Below are 17407 nucleotides of genomic sequence, written 5' to 3'. Positions count from 1 at the left end.
GAAACGGAGCAGGAGAGGCGGGTTCAGCGTTCGATGTCGATTCGCTTCACCTGCCAGACAGAGCGGGTCATGATTTCCTCGTTGAGGAGATCCGGCTGCTCACTGAAGGGGTAGATGATGAAGATGGGGCCATTGTCGCGTACACGCAGTCGCTTGCCATCGACTTCCATGGCCAGTATCACCGGATGATCGAAATAGTCCTGCACCGGCGCGGTGGCGGCGTAGTCGTTGAGCGCCACGATACGCATGGTGCCATCCTCGACGCCCACCGCCTCCATCAGCGCCGAACCGAGCGGACCGCTGAAGCTCACTTCGCCGTCATGCCAGGGGGTGGTGGTCACGGTCTCCCGTTGCGTCAGCGCCATGAGCATGGCGCGATCGAAATGCGCCTCGCCTCCGGCGTTGGCATGGGTGACATCCCCGGTGACGCGCAGCACCACCGGCCCCTGCGGTGCCTCCAGGGCCATGGCGAAGGGGCAAAACGACAGCGTCAGCAACAGAAGCCAGTGGCGCATGCGGGGTAAGGCCGTGGTGAGACATCGCAGGAGAATGAGAAGCGGCATGGGAAGACTCCAGGGGTCATGGACAACCATGGATGACGGCCGGAGATTCACCGTCTCGTTTCATCCTCGCCATTCACAGGCCAGCAGCGGCACCGCGCCATGAAGCAGCGAGAGGGGATGAACACGAGTATATGTCGCCATCGTCATGCCAAACGTGAACCATTGTGACGCGGTCTCACGCAAGAGACGCGTAGACTGCTTGCGATACCCACGCGGGGAGGCAGCGACATGCAAATCGGCATTCTGGAAGATGATCATGATCAACGTGATTACCTGACCCTGTGTCTCGAGGCCCAGGGACATGAGCTGGCAGGCTTCGAGCGCGCCAGCCAGTTGTTGCGCGCACTGCGCGAGCGCAGCTTCGACCTGCTGATCATCGACTGGCAACTGCCGGATGCCTGCGGCATGGAGCTGACGCGCACACTGCGCAGCGAGCACGGCTGGCGAGGGCTGATCCTGTTCATCACCGCAAGCCAGGGAGAGGAGGATGTCGTGCATGCACTTCAGCATGGCGCCGATGATTTCCTGGCCAAGCCGATCCGCCCTGCCGAGCTCACGGCGCGTGTGGAAGCACTGGGCAGGCGTTTCGTCACCTCCGATACCAATTACCTGCAGCCCAAGGTGGCCATCAGCGATCAATATCGGATCGAGCCGGATGAACACACCATCTGGTGCGGCGAGGAGCCGGTCGCCCTGACCCAGCGCGAATATCAGCTGGCCTCCCTGCTGCTGCGCCACGTCGGAGAGCTTTACTCACGCGCCTACCTGCTGGAGATGATCTGGGGGGTCAACGGGGACATCTCGACCCGTACGGTCGACACCCACGTCAGCCGCCTACGGCGCAAGCTGGGACTGAACGGCAGCCGTGGGCTCAGACTGAAAAGCGTCTATCAGTACGGATATCGGCTCGAATCCTGTGCCACGGCCCCCGTCAAGAGCAGCTGAGCGCCAACAGCGAGGCGTGAGCACGCTGGACCGTGGCCAACAAAAAAGGAGCGGGCGACTCTGTCGAGTCCCCCGCTCCTTTTCATCGTCTGTCGTCTGGCTGATCGTCTGACTGGTCGGCTAGCTGGTCATCTGGCTGCCCGTCTGGCGGCCATCTGAATCGACGTGCATGCCCGGCAAGCGTACGCGAATCACCCCTCCGCCAGCATCCTGCGCAACATGTCCGCCACTGGCCCCGTCTCCGGGCGCTTGTGACGCCACAGGAAGTAGGACTCGGCCGCCTGCTCCACCAGCATGCCGAGACCATCCTCGACCCGCGCGCCGCGCTCGCTGGCCCAGCGCATGAAGACGGTCGGCTCGGCGGCATACATCATGTCGTAGGCGAGCGCCTGCGGAGAGAACAGCGAATCCGGCAACGGCGGCAGCTCACCGCCCAGCGATGCACTGGTGCCATTGATGACCAGATCGAACTGACCCTCGATGGCCGCATAGCTGCCGCCGGACAGCAGGCAGCCTTGCCCCGCCAGGTCGGCGAAGTCCTCGGCCAGCGCGCTGGCCTTGGCGGCGGTGCGATTGGCGATCACCAATGCCGCCGGCTGCTTGGCCAGCAGAGGTTCCAGCACACCACGCACGGCGCCACCCGCGCCGAGAATCAGGATGCGCGCACCCTTGAGCGGCGCCTCGAGACGTTCGAGATCACGGGTCAGGCCGACACCATCGGTGGTATCGCCATACAGCTGACCGGTCTTGCCGAGCATCAGCGTATTGACGGCGCCGGCGCGACGAGCACGCGGGCTCAGCACATCGACCAGCCGGAAGGCCTGCTCCTTGAAGGGCATGGTGACATTCGCCCCCTGGCCACCTTCGGCGACGAACTCGGCCCAACCGGCCGCGAAGTCATCGACCGGCGCCAGTCGCGCTTCGTAGCTCAGCGAGTCCTTGAGCTGCTCAGCGAAGGAGCGATGAATCAACGGGGATTTCGAGTGGGCAATCGGGTTGCCGAATACAGCGTAACGGGACATCAGGACTCCGGGACAATCACAGAAAAGCGTCAGGTCAATGCGGCGATCAGGCCTCTTCGCCCAGCCAGTCGCGGGCATGCAGGAAGTCACGATACAGCACCGCTTCGGCACTGCCTTCCTCGGGCTCGTAGCCGTACTCCCAGTGCACCACCGGCGGCATCGACATCAGGATCGACTCGGTACGTCCGCCACTCTGCAGGCCAAACAGCGTGCCGCGGTCCCAGACCAGATTGAACTCCACGTAGCGCCCGCGACGATAGAGCTGGAAGTTGCGTTCACGCTCGCCATAGGCCGTGTCGCGGCGGCGCTCGACGATGGGCAGATAGGCCTCGAGGAAGCTATCGCCGACGGATTGCTGGAAGGCGAAGCAGCGTTCGAAGCCCCACTCGTTGAGGTCATCGAAGAACAGGCCACCCACGCCCCGCGTCTCGTCGCGGTGCTTGAGGTAGAAGTACTCGTCACACCAGGTCTTGTAACGCGGATAGACATCACTGCCGAAGGCGATGCAGGCATCGTAGGCCGTCTGGTGCCAGTGACGCGCGTCTTCTTCATGCGGGTAGAACGGCGTCAGATCGTAGCCGCCCCCGAACCACCATACCGGCGCTTCGCCCTCCTTCTCGGCGATGAAGAAGCGCACATTGCCATGGCTGGTCGGCACGTGCGGGTTGTGCGGATGCAGCACCCAGCTGACCCCGACGGCGTGGAAGCTGCGACCGGCCAGCTCCGGACGTACCGCCGTCGCGGAAGCCGGCAATTCATGCCCGAAGACATGCGAGAAGTTGACGCCACCCTTCTCGAACACGCCGCCATTCTCGATGACCCGTGAGCGACCACCGCCACCCTCGGCACGCTCCCAGCTGTCTTCACGGAAACTTGCCTGGCCATCGCAGGCTTGCAGCGCCTCGCACAGGCGGTCTTGCAGATCGAGCAGGTAGACCTTGACGTCTTCGAGATTGGCGTGGGCCACGATGCCTCCGGTAGAACGGGAATGAATGATGACGGGGCGACACCCGTCGTTGGCCGCTGCTGGCGGTGAACTGCCAGCTTACCGCGACACGCTGCGCTCGGCAGGTCGGAAAATGCCCCTCTTGGGCGCCTGGATGACGCGGCACTGATCTGGATCAACCCGAGGGGCGATCCTGCTGCTCAGGCGCGCAGCACCTTGCCGGTCGCGAGATCACGAATGGTGCTGGGACGCGGATTGCCGCCGAGCGGCCCTTCGAGGATCACGTCATTGACCAGCGCGTCGCCGAAGGCGTCACGCACCTCGTCTGCGGTCATGGCAGGCGATTCGCCTGCACGGTTGGCCGAGGTCGACACCAGCGGGCCGCCGAAGGCGGCGCACAATGCCTGGACCAGCGGATGATCGGTCACGCGCACGGCCAGGCTGACGTGTTCACCGCGCAGCAAGGGGTGCGCACGGCCATTGTCAGGCACCAGCCAGGTATAGGGTCCCGGCCAGCTGGCCAGCAGCTGCTCACGCTGCTCGACGGTGATTCCCGCCAACCAGGGTTCCAGCTGGGCGATATCACCGGCGATCAGGATCAAGCCCTTGGCGGCGTCGCGGGACTTGAGCTTGATCAGCCGAGCCAGGGCCTCACCATCGTCGGGATCACACCCCAGCCCCCAGACGGCCTCGGTGGGATAGGCAACGATGCCCCCATTGCGAAGACAGGCAGCGGCGCCGTCGAGGGCACGCTGATCCAGCGAAACATCACTGACATTCATGATCTGCTCGAACTCCTAGCTGCGGCAACACAATGGCGGCGATTCTAGCACGCTCACCGGCGCGAGACCGACGCTGCACATCGACGCAACACGGCGTCGCGTCGGGGTGGCATAGGCGCACCGCCCGGTTCACGGCATGATGAACGGGTCCATCGCCCTCAGGGTATTGCGAAACTGACGCAAAGGCTTGTTTCAAAAGACTATCGAGGTCATTTGAACGCTTTGCTGGACAGTCTCCAGCGCCGGGCCTGATGGCGTTTCACCCCCACTTTTCCTCCCCCTTTTCTTCAGACAAGGATGTGATCCATGCGTCGCGCTTTCTCACTGACCACCTCAGCCGCTCTACTGCTGGCATTGGCAGGCTGTGCCAGCTCTGGCACCCAGACGCCGACCGCGCCGGCGCCACGCCCTGCCCCGCTGCAGGATGCCGCGGCGCAGGCGCCCTTGAGCGACCAGACCATGCTGGCGACCCTGTGGATACAGCGCAGCGCGGAGTTTCATGCCCTGTCACTGCAAGCCTTCAACGTGGCCCACGACCGCCTGAATCTGGCACTGGCGCGTCGCCACGCGCAGGACAAGCCGCTGGCGGTGGTCGTCGATGTCGATGACACCGTGCTCGACACCACCAGCTACGGCGGCTGGGCACTGCGTGAAGGTCGTACCTACGACAGCCAGAGCTGGGCTGACTGGGTGGATGATGCCGTCTCCACTGCTTCACCGGGCGCCGTGGAGTTCCTCAACTACGCACACGCCAGCGGCGTCGATGTCTACTACATCACCAACCGCAAGGCGGCCGGCAAGCAGGCCACCATCGCCAATCTTGCCGCGCTGGGCTTCCCGCAGGCCAATGCCGAGCACGTGATGCCGCGCACCGACAGCTCCGACAAGACCGCACGCCGCGCGCGGGTCACGCAGGAGCATGACATCGCGCTGCTGATGGGCGATAACCTCGGCGATTTCGATCAGGCCTTCCAGCAGTCGACCACCCGCGCACGCAATGCCGAGGTCGCCCGCCAGGCGGATCAGTTCGGCCGTCGCTTCGTGCTGTTGCCCAACCCGACCTACGGCGAGTGGGAAGGCGTGCTCTACGATGGCAACTGGAGTGCCAGTGAGCGCGAGAAACGCGCCATGCGTGACGCGGCGCTCAATGCCTGGCAGCCCGAGAGCGGCAAGGTCAGCCTCGGCAAATGAGTTCAGGTTGCCGGCCTCCCGGATCATCACTGCCAGGTCGGCAATCTCGGATCATCACTGCCAGGTCGGCAATCTCGGATCATCACTGCCAGGTCGGCGACTTTTGCTCAGAACGTCAGAGCCGTTTCCAGCCGCCCGGTGCCTGCATGACTCGCCCCTCGAGCTCCAGTTCCAGCAACTGCATGCTCAGCTCGCTGACCGAGGTGCCGCTCAGCTCGACCAGCTTGTCCAGCGCCAGCGGCACGGCCCCCAGAAAGCACAATGGCGCCGCCTCCTGACTGACAGGGGGCGTGGCAGCGCGTGACGCTGGCGGCGCCAGGGACGGCAAGGGCAGTGATGTCGTGGGTGTCGCGAAGGTGGCGGTGGCTGTCGCTTGCCGAGCCGAAGTGACTGAGCGAGAGGCCGCAGAGCCGACAGCGGGCTGCCTGGATGACGCCACCCGGGACTGCGTTGACGGCTGCTCGGTCGAGTGAGCCGGCAACAGGTACTCGAGCTCCGCCAGCATGTCATCGACATCGCGTACCAGCGTCGCCCCCTGACGGATCAACTCCAGACAACCGCTGGCGGTGATGTCATCGATGCGTCCCGGCAGCGCGAACACCTCGCGATTCTGCTCCATCGCCAACCGGGCACTGACCAGCGAGCCACTGCGCAGCGTGGCTTCGACCACCAGCACGCCAAGTGACAGACCGGTGATCAGCCGATTGCGGCGGGGAAAGTGGCGCGCATGCGCGCCGGTGCCGGGCGGATGCTCCGAGAGCAGCAGACCGCCACCCTCCAGCAGCCGCTGGCGAAGATGATGATGCTGAGCGGGATAGACCACATCGACCCCACAGCCGAGCACCGCCAGCGTCGAGGGGTTGGCCGCATAGTCGTGCGCACCGAGACGCGCTGACGCCGCCAGGGCTCCCTGATGCGCCGCTGCATCGACCCCCAGCGCCAGCCCACTGGCGACACTCCAGCCACGTGAGACCAGCTCAGCCGCGAAGTCATGCGCATGCCGCAGGCCTGCCTGGCTCGCCTTGCGTGCGCCGACGATGGCCAGCATGGGCAACTCAAGCAGCGACTGCCGCCCCAGCGCCCAGAGCGCCAACGGCGGGTCCGGCAGGGTGTCGAGCATGGCTGGCCACCCGGGGTCCGCGGGGGTGAGCAGATGATAGCCCTGTGCCGGCGCATGCCAGGCAAGGTCTGCCATCACCTGCTCATGGAGCGGCGAGGATTCGGGGCGCTCGCACCACAGGCGCAGCGGTGCCGCGAGGCGTGGTGGCAATACCGCCAGCCAGCCCTGCGGCCAGTCGGCCCGCTCACGCAGCTTGGCCGCGGTATGCGTGCCAAAGCCCGGCAGGCGCGCCAGAAAGACGAAATCCGCCCGCGAGGGGCCGCGTTGTTCGACATCGATCGACACGCCACACCTCCCGAGCGGATTATTGACTCACCCTGGTTGTTAACTTCAGCACGACGAGTCGTTTCACCACGCCGATGCTTGAGGATGACAGAGGCTTTCGATCAGCCGTGGGGCTCCAGCAGCTTGTCACCGACGCTCAATGGGCGGCCGGCCTGCATCACCAGCGCGTAGCTGACCTTGTCGTAGATACGAAATACCATCACCAGGCCACCTTCCTCACCGGGCAGGGTGATCGGCTCGCCGGTGACGGGGTCGGTGATCGTCTCGCCGCGGCGCTCGATACCGAAGACGTACCCCGGCTGGATGCCTTCTCGGCTACCGCGATTGAGCGCGACGATGTCATTGCGACCGATGTTGCGCAGTCCATCGGGGGCCGCGAGGATGACGCCGCCCACATCTTCTTCGGGCGGCTGCGGCTGGAAGCTGGTGGTGATCGCACCACCGTCCGCCGGCAGCAGCAGATCGCCATTGAGAATCTCGCGATTGGCCGACAGTACGCGCAGCACGCCGATATCGCCTTCTCGGCGCTCAAGCTTGATGTCGCCGATGCTGATCATCTCCAGCCCCAGAAACTCCTGGGTGTCCGGGTCCAGATAGCGCTGGCCCTTGCGGTAGACGCTGTAGGTGTCATTGGCGGACCAGTTGCCGCGGGCGTAGATGGTATCGCCGGCACCGCTGATCAGGCGGGTGTCATCCCCGGCCACGATATAGGGCGCATCGGTGAGCAGCGCCGGGTCAATCACGCGATGCTCTTTCAAGAAGGCCGAAATCTTCTCCAGCGGAATCGGCGGCACCGCCTCGCGCTTGGGAATCTTGCGGATCTGGGGAGACAGCTTGACCACACCGCCCTGGCCGCGCTCCAGGCGCAGACGTGGCTCGCCATTCTCGTAGTAGAGCGAGATGCGATCGCCCGGATAGATCAGATGCGGATTCTTGATCTGCGGATTGGCGCGCCAGACTTCCGGCCACAGCCAAGGTTCACGCAGAAAGCGCCCGGAGATGTCCCAGAGCGTATCGCCACGCACCACCACGTAGGTGGAAGGTACGTCATCACGCACGGTTGCTGCCTGTGCCAGCGACATCCCTGCGCTTGCCCCCAGCGTCGCCATGCCGAGGAGTGCCGTAAAGACGGCATTGCCGACCAGTCGTTTCATGCCCATTCCTGCGTCCCTTGCGTTATTGCCACCCATCGCTCGGTGGTGATGGTCTTGTTCTGAACTCCGCACCGCGCAGACCCGCTCTGCCCCGCGCCTGGTGGCTGCTGACCCCTGTCCATCGCCATGTCAGATCAATCCTGACTATTGCCGCGATAGTAGCAGCATTGACGGCATTCGGTTCCGTTCCTCGCTTGCGCACACTACAATATCAGGCAAATCCTTTCTGACAGCACAACGGTAATTACACCAGCCATGGCCAAACGCGAAATCCTTGAATTCCCTGATGAGCGTCTGCGCAACGTTGCCGCCCCGATCGACACGATCGACGCCGAGCTGCAGACCCTGATCGACGACATGATCGAGACCATGTATGACGCCCGCGGCATCGGCCTCGCCGCGTCACAGGTCGACGAGCATCGCCGTCTCATCGTCATCGACGTCAGCGAAGATCAGTCCCAGCCGCTGGTGCTGATCAACCCGGAATACACCCCGATCGGTGATGAACAGCAACCGATGCAGGAAGGCTGCCTGTCGATTCCTGAATATTATGCCGAAGTCCCGCGCTATCTGAAGGTACGACTCAAGGCTCAGGACCGCAACGGCGATGCCTACGAACTGGAAGCCGATGGCCTGCTGGCACATTGCATCCAGCACGAGCACGACCACCTGCAAGGCAAGCTGTTCGTCGACTACCTCTCCCCGCTCAAGCGTGATCGGGTGATGAAGAAGATGCAGAAGCGTCACAAGCTGCAAGAAGCCTGATCCCTCACGCTCGGCCACACGGCCGATATTGAGCGCATGGCGGCACCGCACGAAGGCCGAGGGCAACCCCTCGGCCTTCGTGCGGTTACTGGTCCATCAGCCGCGTCTGTCGCGCTGGCCGTCCTGCCGCAACCGTCAGCACCTTGAGTACGGCCGCCTCCGTACTCCTACATGAGTCATAGCACATGTCGAAAGCCCTGCGCATCGCCTTTGCCGGCACCCCCGATTTCGCCGCCGAGTGTCTGTCCGCCCTGCTGGGCAGTCGCCACGAGATCATCAGTGTCCACACCCAGCCTGATCGCCCCTCCGGACGTGGTCGCAAGCTGACCCCGGGCCCCGTCAAGCAGCTGGCGCTCCAGCACGATATCCCCGTCCATCAGCCGCTCAACTTCAAGGACGAGGCCGATCGTCAGATCCTGCGCGACCTCGAGGCCGACATCATGGTGGTGGTGGCCTACGGGCTGATCCTGCCGCAGGCGGTGCTCGATATTCCGCGTCTGGGCTGTCTGAACATCCACGCCTCTCTGCTGCCGCGCTGGCGCGGTGCCGCGCCGATCCAGCGTGCCATCGAAGCCGGTGACAGCGAATCCGGCGTCACCATCATGCAGATGGATGCCGGCCTGGATACCGGTGACATGCTGCTGATCCGCCGCACCCCCATCACCGCCAGCACCACCGGTGGCGAGCTGCACGATGCGCTGGCGGCCCAGGGTGGCGAGGCCATCGTCACGGCTCTCGACGCCATCGCCGCCGGCGAACTGCCCGCGACCCGCCAGCCGGAAGACGGCGTGACCTACGCCGCCAAACTCTCCAAGGCCGAGGCCGAACTCGACTTCACCCGCCCTGCCGCCGAGCTGGACGCGCGCATCCGCGCCTTCAATCCGTGGCCGGTGGCCTGGACCCGCCTTGAAGGCGAGCCGCTGCGCCTGTGGATGTCCCGCACCGGCGAGCAACGCCTTGCGAGCAGCGTGACGCCCGGCACCCTGCTGGCGCCCGGCAAGGATTGCCTGCGCATCGCCTGCGGCGATGGCCATGAGGTGCTCGAGATCACTCGCGCCCAGCTGCCCGGCGCCAAGCCGCTGTCCGTCAAGGACCTGCTCAATTCCCGTGCTGCGCGCTTCCCCGAGGGCCTCGTCCTCGGCGCAGATCACGCCCCTGATACCGATTCCCAGACCGAGACTTCCGCATGAGCCAGTCAGACAACCCGTCCTCCAAGGGCAACGGCAAGAAGCGCAACTCCCTGCCGCCAGCCCGCAGCAAGGGCGGCGCTCACAAGCATGGCGGCGCCCGTCGCAAGCCTGACAATGCACCGGCCTCGCCGGGCGCTGCGGTGCGTGTCGCGGCCGCGCGGACGCTGGCCCCGGTGCTGGCCGCGCGTACCTCGCTGAACCTGGACAGCCTGCCGTCTGGCGTCGCCGGGCGTGATCAGGGCCTCTACAAGGCACTGTGCTTCGGCGTCTGCCGTCAGCTGCCGCGTCTGGATGCCTTGGCGGGCAAGCTGCTGAAGTCGTCCTTCAAGTCGCAGGATCAGGACATCCACGCCCTGCTGCTGCTCGGCCTCTATCAGCTGCTGTACATGCGCATCGCCCCGCACGCCGCCGTCGGTGAGACCGCTGGCGCCGCCCGTGGCCTGGGCAAGGGCTGGGCCACCGGCGTGCTCAACGCCTGTCTGCGTCGTTTCCAGCGTGAGCAGGAAGCGCTGGAAGCCGAGGTCGACAAGGACCCCGCCGTCGCCCTGTCCCACCCCCAGTGGCTGCTGGATACCTTCCAGCGCAACTGGCCGGACGACTGGCAGGCCATCGCCGAGGCCAACAACGCCCAGGCGCCGATGACGCTGCGCGTAAATGTCTCCGCCATCAGCCGCGACGACTACCTCGCCCAGCTGGCGGAAGCCGAGATCGAAGGCGTGGCCTGCCCGTTCGCCGAGCACGGCATCACCCTGACCAGCGCCTGCGATGTCAGCGCCCTGCCGGGCTTCGAGGAAGGCCTGGTCAGCGTGCAGGATGAAGCGGCACAGCTGGCCGGTCAGCTGCTGGCACCGGCCGTGACGGCCATCAACGCCGAGGGTGAAGGCGTGCGCCTGCTGGATGCCTGCACCGCGCCGGGCGGCAAGCTGGCGGACATGCTGGAGCGCTTCCCGGGCCTGGACGCCACCGCCATCGACATCGACGGCGAGCGCCTCGAGCGCGTGGAAGAGACGCTGGAGCGTCTCGAGCTGGGTGCCGGTGTCGTGTGTGCCGATGCCAGCGAACGCGATTGGTGGGACGGCGAAGCCTTCGACGTCATCCTGCTCGACGCGCCCTGTTCCGGCAGTGGCGTCATCCGCCGTCACCCGGACATCAAGCTGCTGCGTCGCCCGAACGACATCGGCGATCTGGCACGCCTGCAGGGCAAGCTGCTGGCCAATCTGTGGGGCATGCTCAAGCCCGGCGGCACCCTGGTCTACGGCACCTGCTCCATCATCACCCAGGAAAACGCCCGCGTGATGGACCGCTTCCTGGCCGCGACGCCGGACGCAAAGGCCGAGACCATCAAGGCCGACTGGGGCCGTGTTTCCGGTGCTGGCCGCCAGATGCTGCCACAGGTCAATGGCCACGACGGCTTCTACCTGGCCCACATCACCAAGGCCAGCGCCTGACCACAGCCAGGTGAGCCGTGTCGGCGCGACGTCCGTGATGACATGAGACGCCACGCCTGACATTCCCGGACAGCCGCGCCCCGACTCTCGGGGCGCGGCTGTCTTCCGTCCTGGCACTGGTTTATCCTGTGCCGACTGAGCAACAGCGGACGAGCCGGACATGAAAATCATCATTCTGGGCGCAGGTCAGGTCGGCGGTACGCTCGCCGAACACCTGGCCCATGAAGAAAATGACATCACGGTGGTGGATACCGACAGCGAACGGCTGCGCGAGCTTCACAACCGACTCGACATCCGCACGGTCACGGGGCCGGCGAGCTATCCGCAGATCCTGCGGCAGGCGGGTGGCGAGGATGCCGACATGCTGATCGCGGTGACCAACTCTGACGAGGTCAACATGATCGCCTGTCAGATCGCCCATAGCCTGTTTCACACGCCGACCAAGATCGCGCGCGTGCGCTCGACCGCCTATCTGACCCGCAAGGGCCTGTTCTCGCATGACGCCATCCCGGTCGACGTGCTGATCAGCCCCGAGCAGGTGGTGACGGACCACATCCGCCGCCTGATCGAATACCCCGGCGCCTTGCAGGTGCTCGACTTCGCCAATGGCGTCGCCCAGCTGGTCGCGGTCAAGGCCTATTACGGCGGGCCGCTGGTCGGTCAGGAGCTCGGTTTCCTGCGTCGCCACATGCCCAACGTGGATACTCGCGTCGCCGCCATCTATCGTCGCAACCGTCCGATCATCCCGCGCGGTGATACCGTGATCGAGGCCGATGACGAGGTGTTCTTCATCGCGGCACGCAAGGACATCCGCACCGTGATGGGCGAGCTGCGACGCGTCGATCGCAACTTCCGCCGGGTGGTGATCGCCGGTGGCGGCCATATCGGTGAGCGTCTGGCCGAGACGCTGGAGCACAGTCATCAGGTCAAGATCATCGAGCACTCGCTGGCGCGTTGCACCGATCTCTCCGAGCGCCTCGATCGCACCGTGGTCCTGCACGGCAGCGCCACCTCCAAGCGTCTGCTGCTGGAGGAGAACATCGAGGATTGCGACATCTTCTGCGCGCTGACCAACGACGACGAGGTCAACATCATGTCGTCGATGCTGGCCAAGCGACTCGGTGCCAAGAAGGTGCTGACGCTGATCAACAACGCGGCCTACGTGGACCTGGTGCAGGGCGGCGAGATCGACATCGCCATCTCGCCCCAGCAGGCGACCATCGGCGGCCTGCTGACCCACGTGCGCAAGGGTGACATCGTCAATGTCCACTCGCTGCGCCGTGGTGCGGCGGAGGCCATCGAGGCCATCGCCCACGGCGATGAGCGCTCCTCCAAGGTGGTAGGCCGACGCATCGAGGATATCAACCTGCCGGAGGGCACTACCATCGGTGCCGTGGTACGCGGCAAGGAAGTGCTGGTGGCGCATCATGACCTGGTGGTGGAGTCCAACGACCACGTCATCCTGTTCGTGGTCGACAAGCGTCGCATCCGCGAGGTGGAGCGTCTGTTCCAGGTCGGGTTGACCTTCTTCTGATGCCGGCCTCCATGACTTCCGCCCCGCGCCCGCCCCGAACGTCACTCGGCGGCCTCGCCACGCAGCGCCTCTCTCAGGGAGGCGCCGCATGAGCCTACGCGTGATCTCTCGCATCCTCGGTATCCTGCTGATGCTGTTCAGCCTGACGCTGGTGCCGCCGATGCTGATCTCGAGGGTCTTCGAGGACGACACCCTGAGCGCCTTCGCCGTGGCGATGGGCATCACCCTGCTGACCGGTTTCGCGCTCTTCTACCCCAATCGGCACGCCCGCAAGGAGCTGCGCAACCGCGATGGCTTCCTGATCACCGTGCTGTTCTGGACCGTGCTGGGGGCCTTCGGCTCGCTGCCCTTCCTGCTCGCCGAAGACCCGAACCTGACCATCATCGATGCCATGTTCGAGTCGTTCTCGGGGCTCACCACCACCGGCGCCACGGTGATGACGGGGCTCGATCTGCTGCCCCACTCCATCCTCTACTATCGCCAGCAGCTGCAATGGCTGGGCGGCATGGGGATCGTGGTACTGGCGGTGGCGATCCTGCCGACACTCGGCATCGGCGGCATGCAGCTCTACCGCACCGAGATTCCCGGCCCGCTGAAGGACTCCAAGCTGACGCCGCGCATCACCGAGACGGCCAAGGCGCTGTGGTACATCTACGCCGCACTGACGCTGGTGTGCTTCGCCAGTTACTGGGCGGCTGGCATGAGCTGGTTCGATGCCCTGGGCCACAGCTTCTCGACCGTCGCGGTCGGTGGCTTCTCGACCCACGATGCCAGCATCGGCTACTTCGATTCCGCCAGCATCGAGATGATCTGCGTGTTCTTCATGGTGGTGTCCTCGATCAGCTTCGGCCTGCACTTCGCCGCCTGGCGCGAGGGGCGCATCAGTCATTATCTGCGCGACCCGGAGACACGCTTCTTCCTGATCCTGCTGCTGATCCTGACCTGCGTCACCATCGCCGGCCTGCTGCTGACCGGCAGCTACGATGACAGCAAGGCACTGCGCCACGGCCTGTTCGAAGCCGTCTCGGTGGCCACCACCACCGGCTTCGGCGTCGCCGATTTCACCGGCTGGCCGGGCGTCTTGCCGATGATGCTGTTCATCGCCGCCTTCATCGGCGCCTGCTCCGGGTCCGCCGGTGGCGGCATGAAGGTCATCCGCATCCTGCTGATCCTCAAGCAGGGCGTGCGCGAGATCCATCGTCTGATCCACCCCAATGCCATCCTGTCGGTCAAGGTCGGCAAGATGCGCATCTCCGAGGGCGTGGCTGAGGCGGTGTGGGGGTTCTTCTCCGTCTACCTGATGCTGTTCGTGCTGATGATGCTGGGCATGCTGGCCACCGGGCTTGACCAGGTGACGGCGTGGTCAGCGGTCGGCTCGGCGCTCAACAATCTGGGGCCGGGGCTGGGTGAGGTCGCGACCCACTACGGCGATATCCCGGGGGCCGCCAAGGGCATCCTGATCCTCGCCATGCTGCTGGGGCGCCTGGAGATCTTCACCATCCTGGTGCTGTTCACGCCGGCCTTCTGGCGGCGCTGACAGCCGCGCTGATAGCCCCCCAGCGTGCCCAGAGCATCACCTTGAACGCAAACGCCCCCGCCGGAGGACTCCGACGGGGGCGTTTTTATTGTGGCGCTTCGACTATGACTCGCCGGTAGTGGCGTCACGGCGCGCCAGCAGGCGGCGCATCGGCGCGGTCGGCTCCAGCACATAGTGGATGCGGCTGGCACGATAGCAGTCGTTGAAGGCGTCGAAGTAGTCATCCAGCACGCTGGCCGCGTTCTCCTCCCCCGCCTGACGCAGCAGCTCCGCCGCCACTTCCGCCGTGCACAGGTGCGCCTCGGAGGCAGGCTTGCGCAGGTGATAGCGGGTCAGGCGCTGAGTGTGCAGCGGCAATACCGGCAGGCCGTCCAGATAAGGGCTCTTGCGGAAGATGCGCCGCGCCTGACGCCAGGTGCCATCGAGCAGGATGAACACCGGAATGCGTGCCTCGCCACTGGCGGTATGCGTCGCCACATCGGCGCCGACGCCGGCGATGGCATTCACGTCGACCACGCGATCGGCGTAGTCGGGCTGGTCATCCGGGAAGATGATGAAGGGCTGATAGCGCTCATCTTCCAGCAGTGCCAGCAGGCGTGGGTCCGGCTCGACGCGATACCAGCTGAAGACCTCGGTGCCCGCTAGCACATCCGAGATCAGGCGCCCGGTATTGGTCGGCTTGTAATGTTCCAGCGGATGGGTGATCAGCCAGAACTTGATCCGCGACTCGGCAGTGACCTGATAGGGACACAGGCAATTGAGCCTGGGCAGGCGGCACGCCTCACAGCGAATCACCTGACTGCCGCGCGCCTTGAACTCGCGGCGCGGATGCCGTCCGTGCCATGCCTCCGGCTCGCCACTGGGCAGCGTGGTGATACCACTGCCTGCGCCTGGCGCGACGGTATCGATTGCCACAGCGTCGCCATCGACGCTGGAGGCGACAGCGGAAGCAGATTGAGGCGCACAGGCGGCGATATCGTCGCCATCAGCCGGCGGGGGGCGGGAATCACACATGATGAGCAGTCAGAACCAAGGAAAAAGGGACGCGCATTCTAGCATGCGCGTCCCTTTCTCCCATTCTTCTGCCCCGACTCAGGTTGCCGATTCGCGGGATCAGACCTCGTAGCGGTGCTTGCTGCCGGTCACGAACTTGGGCGGACGACGCTTCCAGTAGCCTGCCAGCAGCGACCCCGAGACGTTGTGCCAGATGGAGAAGATCGCCCCCGGCAGCGCCGCCGTGGCGGAGAAGAACTGACTGGCCAGTGACGCCGCCAGGCCGGAATTCTGCATGCCGACCTCGATGGCGATGGTGCGCGAAGTGCGTTCATCCAGCCCGAACAGACGCGACAGGCCATAACCCGCGCTCAGGCCGATGGCATTGTGTGCCACGACTGCCAGCGCGACCAGCGGGCCCAGCGTGGCGAGTCGCCCGACGTTGAGCGAGACCACGATGGCGATGATCAGCACGATGGCCAGCATGGCCAGACTCGCCAATGCCGACTCCCACTCGCGGATCAGATCACGCGCGAAGTGGTGCACGACCACGCCGAGGACGATGGGGGCGACCACCAGCTTGGCGATGCTCAGCAGCATGCCGCTGACCGGCACGTTGATATCGGTGCCCAGCAGCCACCAGGTCAGCAGCGGCGTCATCACGATGGAGAGCAGCGTCGAGGCCATGGTCATCGAGACCGATAGCGCCACATGCCCGCCGGCCAGCCAGGTCATCACGTTGGAGGAGGTTCCCCCTGCCGTGGCGCCGACCAGCACCATGCCCACCGTCAGCGCCGGGTCCAGCCCCAAGAGGCGCGCGATCAGGAAGGCGGCCAGCGGCATCACGCTATATTGCAGCAGCAACCCAAGCGCGATCGGGCCGGGGCGACGTGCCACGCGTATGAAGTCGTCACGCGACAGGGTCAGGCCCATGGCGAACATGATCAGCGCCAGCAGAGGCTGAATGGTGTCCTTGAGCGCCACGAACGGCGTCGGAGCCACCACGGCGATGCCGGCAAAGACCAGCGCCCACAAGGGGAAGAAACGATTCAGCGTCTCGAACATGCTTTTCACTTTTCGGTCGCCCGGGGCATCGATTTCCCGGAAATTGCTGGCCCGTCTCCCATGGCAGGCCTGAAGGCGCGCATCATAACGTATCAGGCAGCCCCAGGTGGCCCTGATACAACCAATGGCGCACAAGGCGCGGTACCGCCTGACCGGCACTTTCGGCCAGCGGCAGCACGCCGGGCTCGGCCAGTTCATCGGCATTCGGGTCGACCAGCACGATGGGAGCGTCCAGCGGTGCTGCTGCATAGAGGTTGGACGCTGGCATGACCTTGAGCGAGGTGCCGACGATCAACAACAGGTCCGCCTCGGCGGCGATCTCCTCGGCGACCGCATAGAGCGGCACCGCCTCACCGAACCACACCACGTCCGGGCGCAGCTGACTGCCCTTGTCACACAGGTCCCCGAGGCGAATGCCGCCACGCGGCAAGGGGTAGCGCAGGCCGTGGTCGACGCTGGAGCGCGCCTTGAGAATCTCGCCATGCAGATGCACGACCTCGCGCGAGCCTGCTCGCTCGTGGAGGTCGTCGATGTTCTGGGTGATGACCGAGACGCGAAAGCCGTGCTGCTCCAGCTCAGCCAACGCCTTGTGGGCCGCGTTGGGCCTGGCACGGCGTACCTGGGTGCGGCGGTCATCGTAGAAGCGCAGCACCTGCTGGGGGTCACGTCGGAAGGCCTGCGGCGTCGCGATGTCTTCCAGACGATGCTCTTCCCACAGGCCATCCTCGGCGCGGAAGGTGCGCAGGCCGCTCTCGGCACTGATGCCGGCGCCACTCAACACGACCAGATGGCGTCCGTGACGTGCACCGGGGTCCTTGAAGCCTTCACTCATCTAGCACTCTCTCTGGCGTTGGACAGGATCGAACA

At 65.1% G+C, this 17407-nt stretch carries 16 protein-coding genes; 7 read left to right on the top strand and 9 right to left on the bottom strand.

The features are described 5' to 3' along the window. Positions 1-23: 23 nt before the first annotated feature. Entirely contained in the window at positions 24-515 is a 492-nt protein-coding gene (locus AOG28_RS14080; RefSeq protein ID WP_043333803.1) for a hypothetical protein, read from the bottom strand. A 276-nt stretch (positions 516-791) separates the two neighbouring features. Here AOG28_RS14080 and AOG28_RS14075 point away from each other — a divergent pair, with 276 nt between their 5' ends. Further along, positions 792-1508, top strand: coding sequence for a response regulator transcription factor (locus AOG28_RS14075; protein WP_043333802.1), 717 nt, complete (start codon positions 792-794; stop codon positions 1506-1508). A 191-nt stretch (positions 1509-1699) separates the two neighbouring features. On the opposite strand, the gene aroE is transcribed toward AOG28_RS14075, so the two are convergent. The 3 genes from aroE to AOG28_RS14060 form a co-directional block, all read right to left on the bottom strand. Then, the gene (gene aroE, locus AOG28_RS14070) at positions 1700-2533 is read right to left on the bottom strand and encodes a shikimate dehydrogenase (RefSeq protein ID WP_152965433.1); all 834 of its coding nucleotides are present in this window, start codon (positions 2531-2533) and stop codon (positions 1700-1702) included. Positions 2534-2576: 43 nt separating this feature from the next. Then, positions 2577-3497 carry an oxygen-dependent coproporphyrinogen oxidase gene (hemF, locus tag AOG28_RS14065; protein WP_054556860.1) on the bottom strand — a complete coding sequence of 307 codons (921 nt, stop codon included), beginning with the start codon at positions 3495-3497 and terminating at the stop codon, positions 2577-2579. A 179-nt stretch (positions 3498-3676) separates the two neighbouring features. Then, the gene (locus AOG28_RS14060) at positions 3677-4258 is read right to left on the bottom strand and encodes an L-threonylcarbamoyladenylate synthase (protein ID WP_054556859.1); all 582 of its coding nucleotides are present in this window, start codon (positions 4256-4258) and stop codon (positions 3677-3679) included. A 306-nt stretch (positions 4259-4564) separates the two neighbouring features. Between AOG28_RS14060 and AOG28_RS14055 the strand changes: the two genes are divergently transcribed. Beyond that, positions 4565-5449 (top strand): 5'-nucleotidase, lipoprotein e(P4) family, encoded by an 885-nt coding sequence (locus tag AOG28_RS14055; RefSeq protein ID WP_054556858.1) that lies wholly within the window; start codon positions 4565-4567, stop codon positions 5447-5449. Between the two features lie 115 nt (positions 5450-5564). Here AOG28_RS14055 and dprA read toward each other — a convergent pair whose 3' ends face one another. After that, entirely contained in the window at positions 5565-6854 is a 1290-nt protein-coding gene (gene dprA, locus AOG28_RS14050) for a DNA-processing protein DprA (protein ID WP_235507043.1), read from the bottom strand. Between the two features lie 101 nt (positions 6855-6955). Beyond that, on the bottom strand, positions 6956-8008 hold the full coding sequence (locus tag AOG28_RS14045; protein WP_054556857.1) for a LysM peptidoglycan-binding domain-containing protein: 1053 nt from the start codon (positions 8006-8008) through the stop codon (positions 6956-6958). 255 nt (positions 8009-8263) lie between these two features. On the opposite strand from AOG28_RS14045, the gene def reads away from it, so the two are divergent. From def to AOG28_RS14020, 5 genes are all read left to right on the top strand, one after another. Then, complete coding sequence (gene def / locus AOG28_RS14040; protein WP_043333797.1) at positions 8264-8773, top strand: peptide deformylase; 510 nt, start codon at positions 8264-8266, stop codon at positions 8771-8773. 185 nt (positions 8774-8958) lie between these two features. Then, positions 8959-9963 carry a methionyl-tRNA formyltransferase gene (gene fmt / locus AOG28_RS14035; RefSeq protein WP_054556856.1) on the top strand — a complete coding sequence of 335 codons (1005 nt, stop codon included), beginning with the start codon at positions 8959-8961 and terminating at the stop codon, positions 9961-9963. Next, on the top strand, positions 9960-11411 hold the full coding sequence (rsmB, locus tag AOG28_RS14030; protein WP_082388816.1) for a 16S rRNA (cytosine(967)-C(5))-methyltransferase RsmB: 1452 nt from the start codon (positions 9960-9962) through the stop codon (positions 11409-11411). The genes fmt and rsmB overlap by 4 nt, the downstream gene beginning before the upstream one ends. Before the next feature lie 160 nt (positions 11412-11571). Beyond that, on the top strand, positions 11572-12945 hold the full coding sequence (gene trkA / locus AOG28_RS14025; RefSeq protein ID WP_043333795.1) for a Trk system potassium transporter TrkA: 1374 nt from the start codon (positions 11572-11574) through the stop codon (positions 12943-12945). 88 nt (positions 12946-13033) lie between these two features. Next, positions 13034-14482: a TrkH family potassium uptake protein gene (locus AOG28_RS14020; protein ID WP_043333794.1), complete on the top strand. Its 1449-nt coding sequence runs from the start codon at positions 13034-13036 to the stop codon at positions 14480-14482. 102 nt (positions 14483-14584) lie between these two features. On the opposite strand, the gene AOG28_RS14015 is transcribed toward AOG28_RS14020, so the two are convergent. From AOG28_RS14015 to AOG28_RS14005, 3 genes are all read right to left on the bottom strand, one after another. Further along, positions 14585-15496 (bottom strand): tRNA-uridine aminocarboxypropyltransferase, encoded by a 912-nt coding sequence (locus AOG28_RS14015; protein WP_082388815.1) that lies wholly within the window; start codon positions 15494-15496, stop codon positions 14585-14587. 99 nt (positions 15497-15595) lie between these two features. After that, on the bottom strand, positions 15596-16540 hold the full coding sequence (locus AOG28_RS14010; protein WP_043333793.1) for a bile acid:sodium symporter family protein: 945 nt from the start codon (positions 16538-16540) through the stop codon (positions 15596-15598). 82 nt (positions 16541-16622) lie between these two features. Continuing rightward, positions 16623-17372, bottom strand: coding sequence for an SIR2 family NAD-dependent protein deacylase (locus AOG28_RS14005; RefSeq protein WP_052384572.1), 750 nt, complete (start codon positions 17370-17372; stop codon positions 16623-16625). Positions 17373-17407 lie beyond the last annotated feature (35 nt).

Source organism: Cobetia sp. UCD-24C (genome assembly GCF_001306765.1).
GTDB classification, from domain to species: domain Bacteria; phylum Pseudomonadota; class Gammaproteobacteria; order Pseudomonadales; family Halomonadaceae; genus Cobetia; species Cobetia amphilecti.
This window is presented reverse-complemented; position numbering and strand designations above follow the sequence as displayed.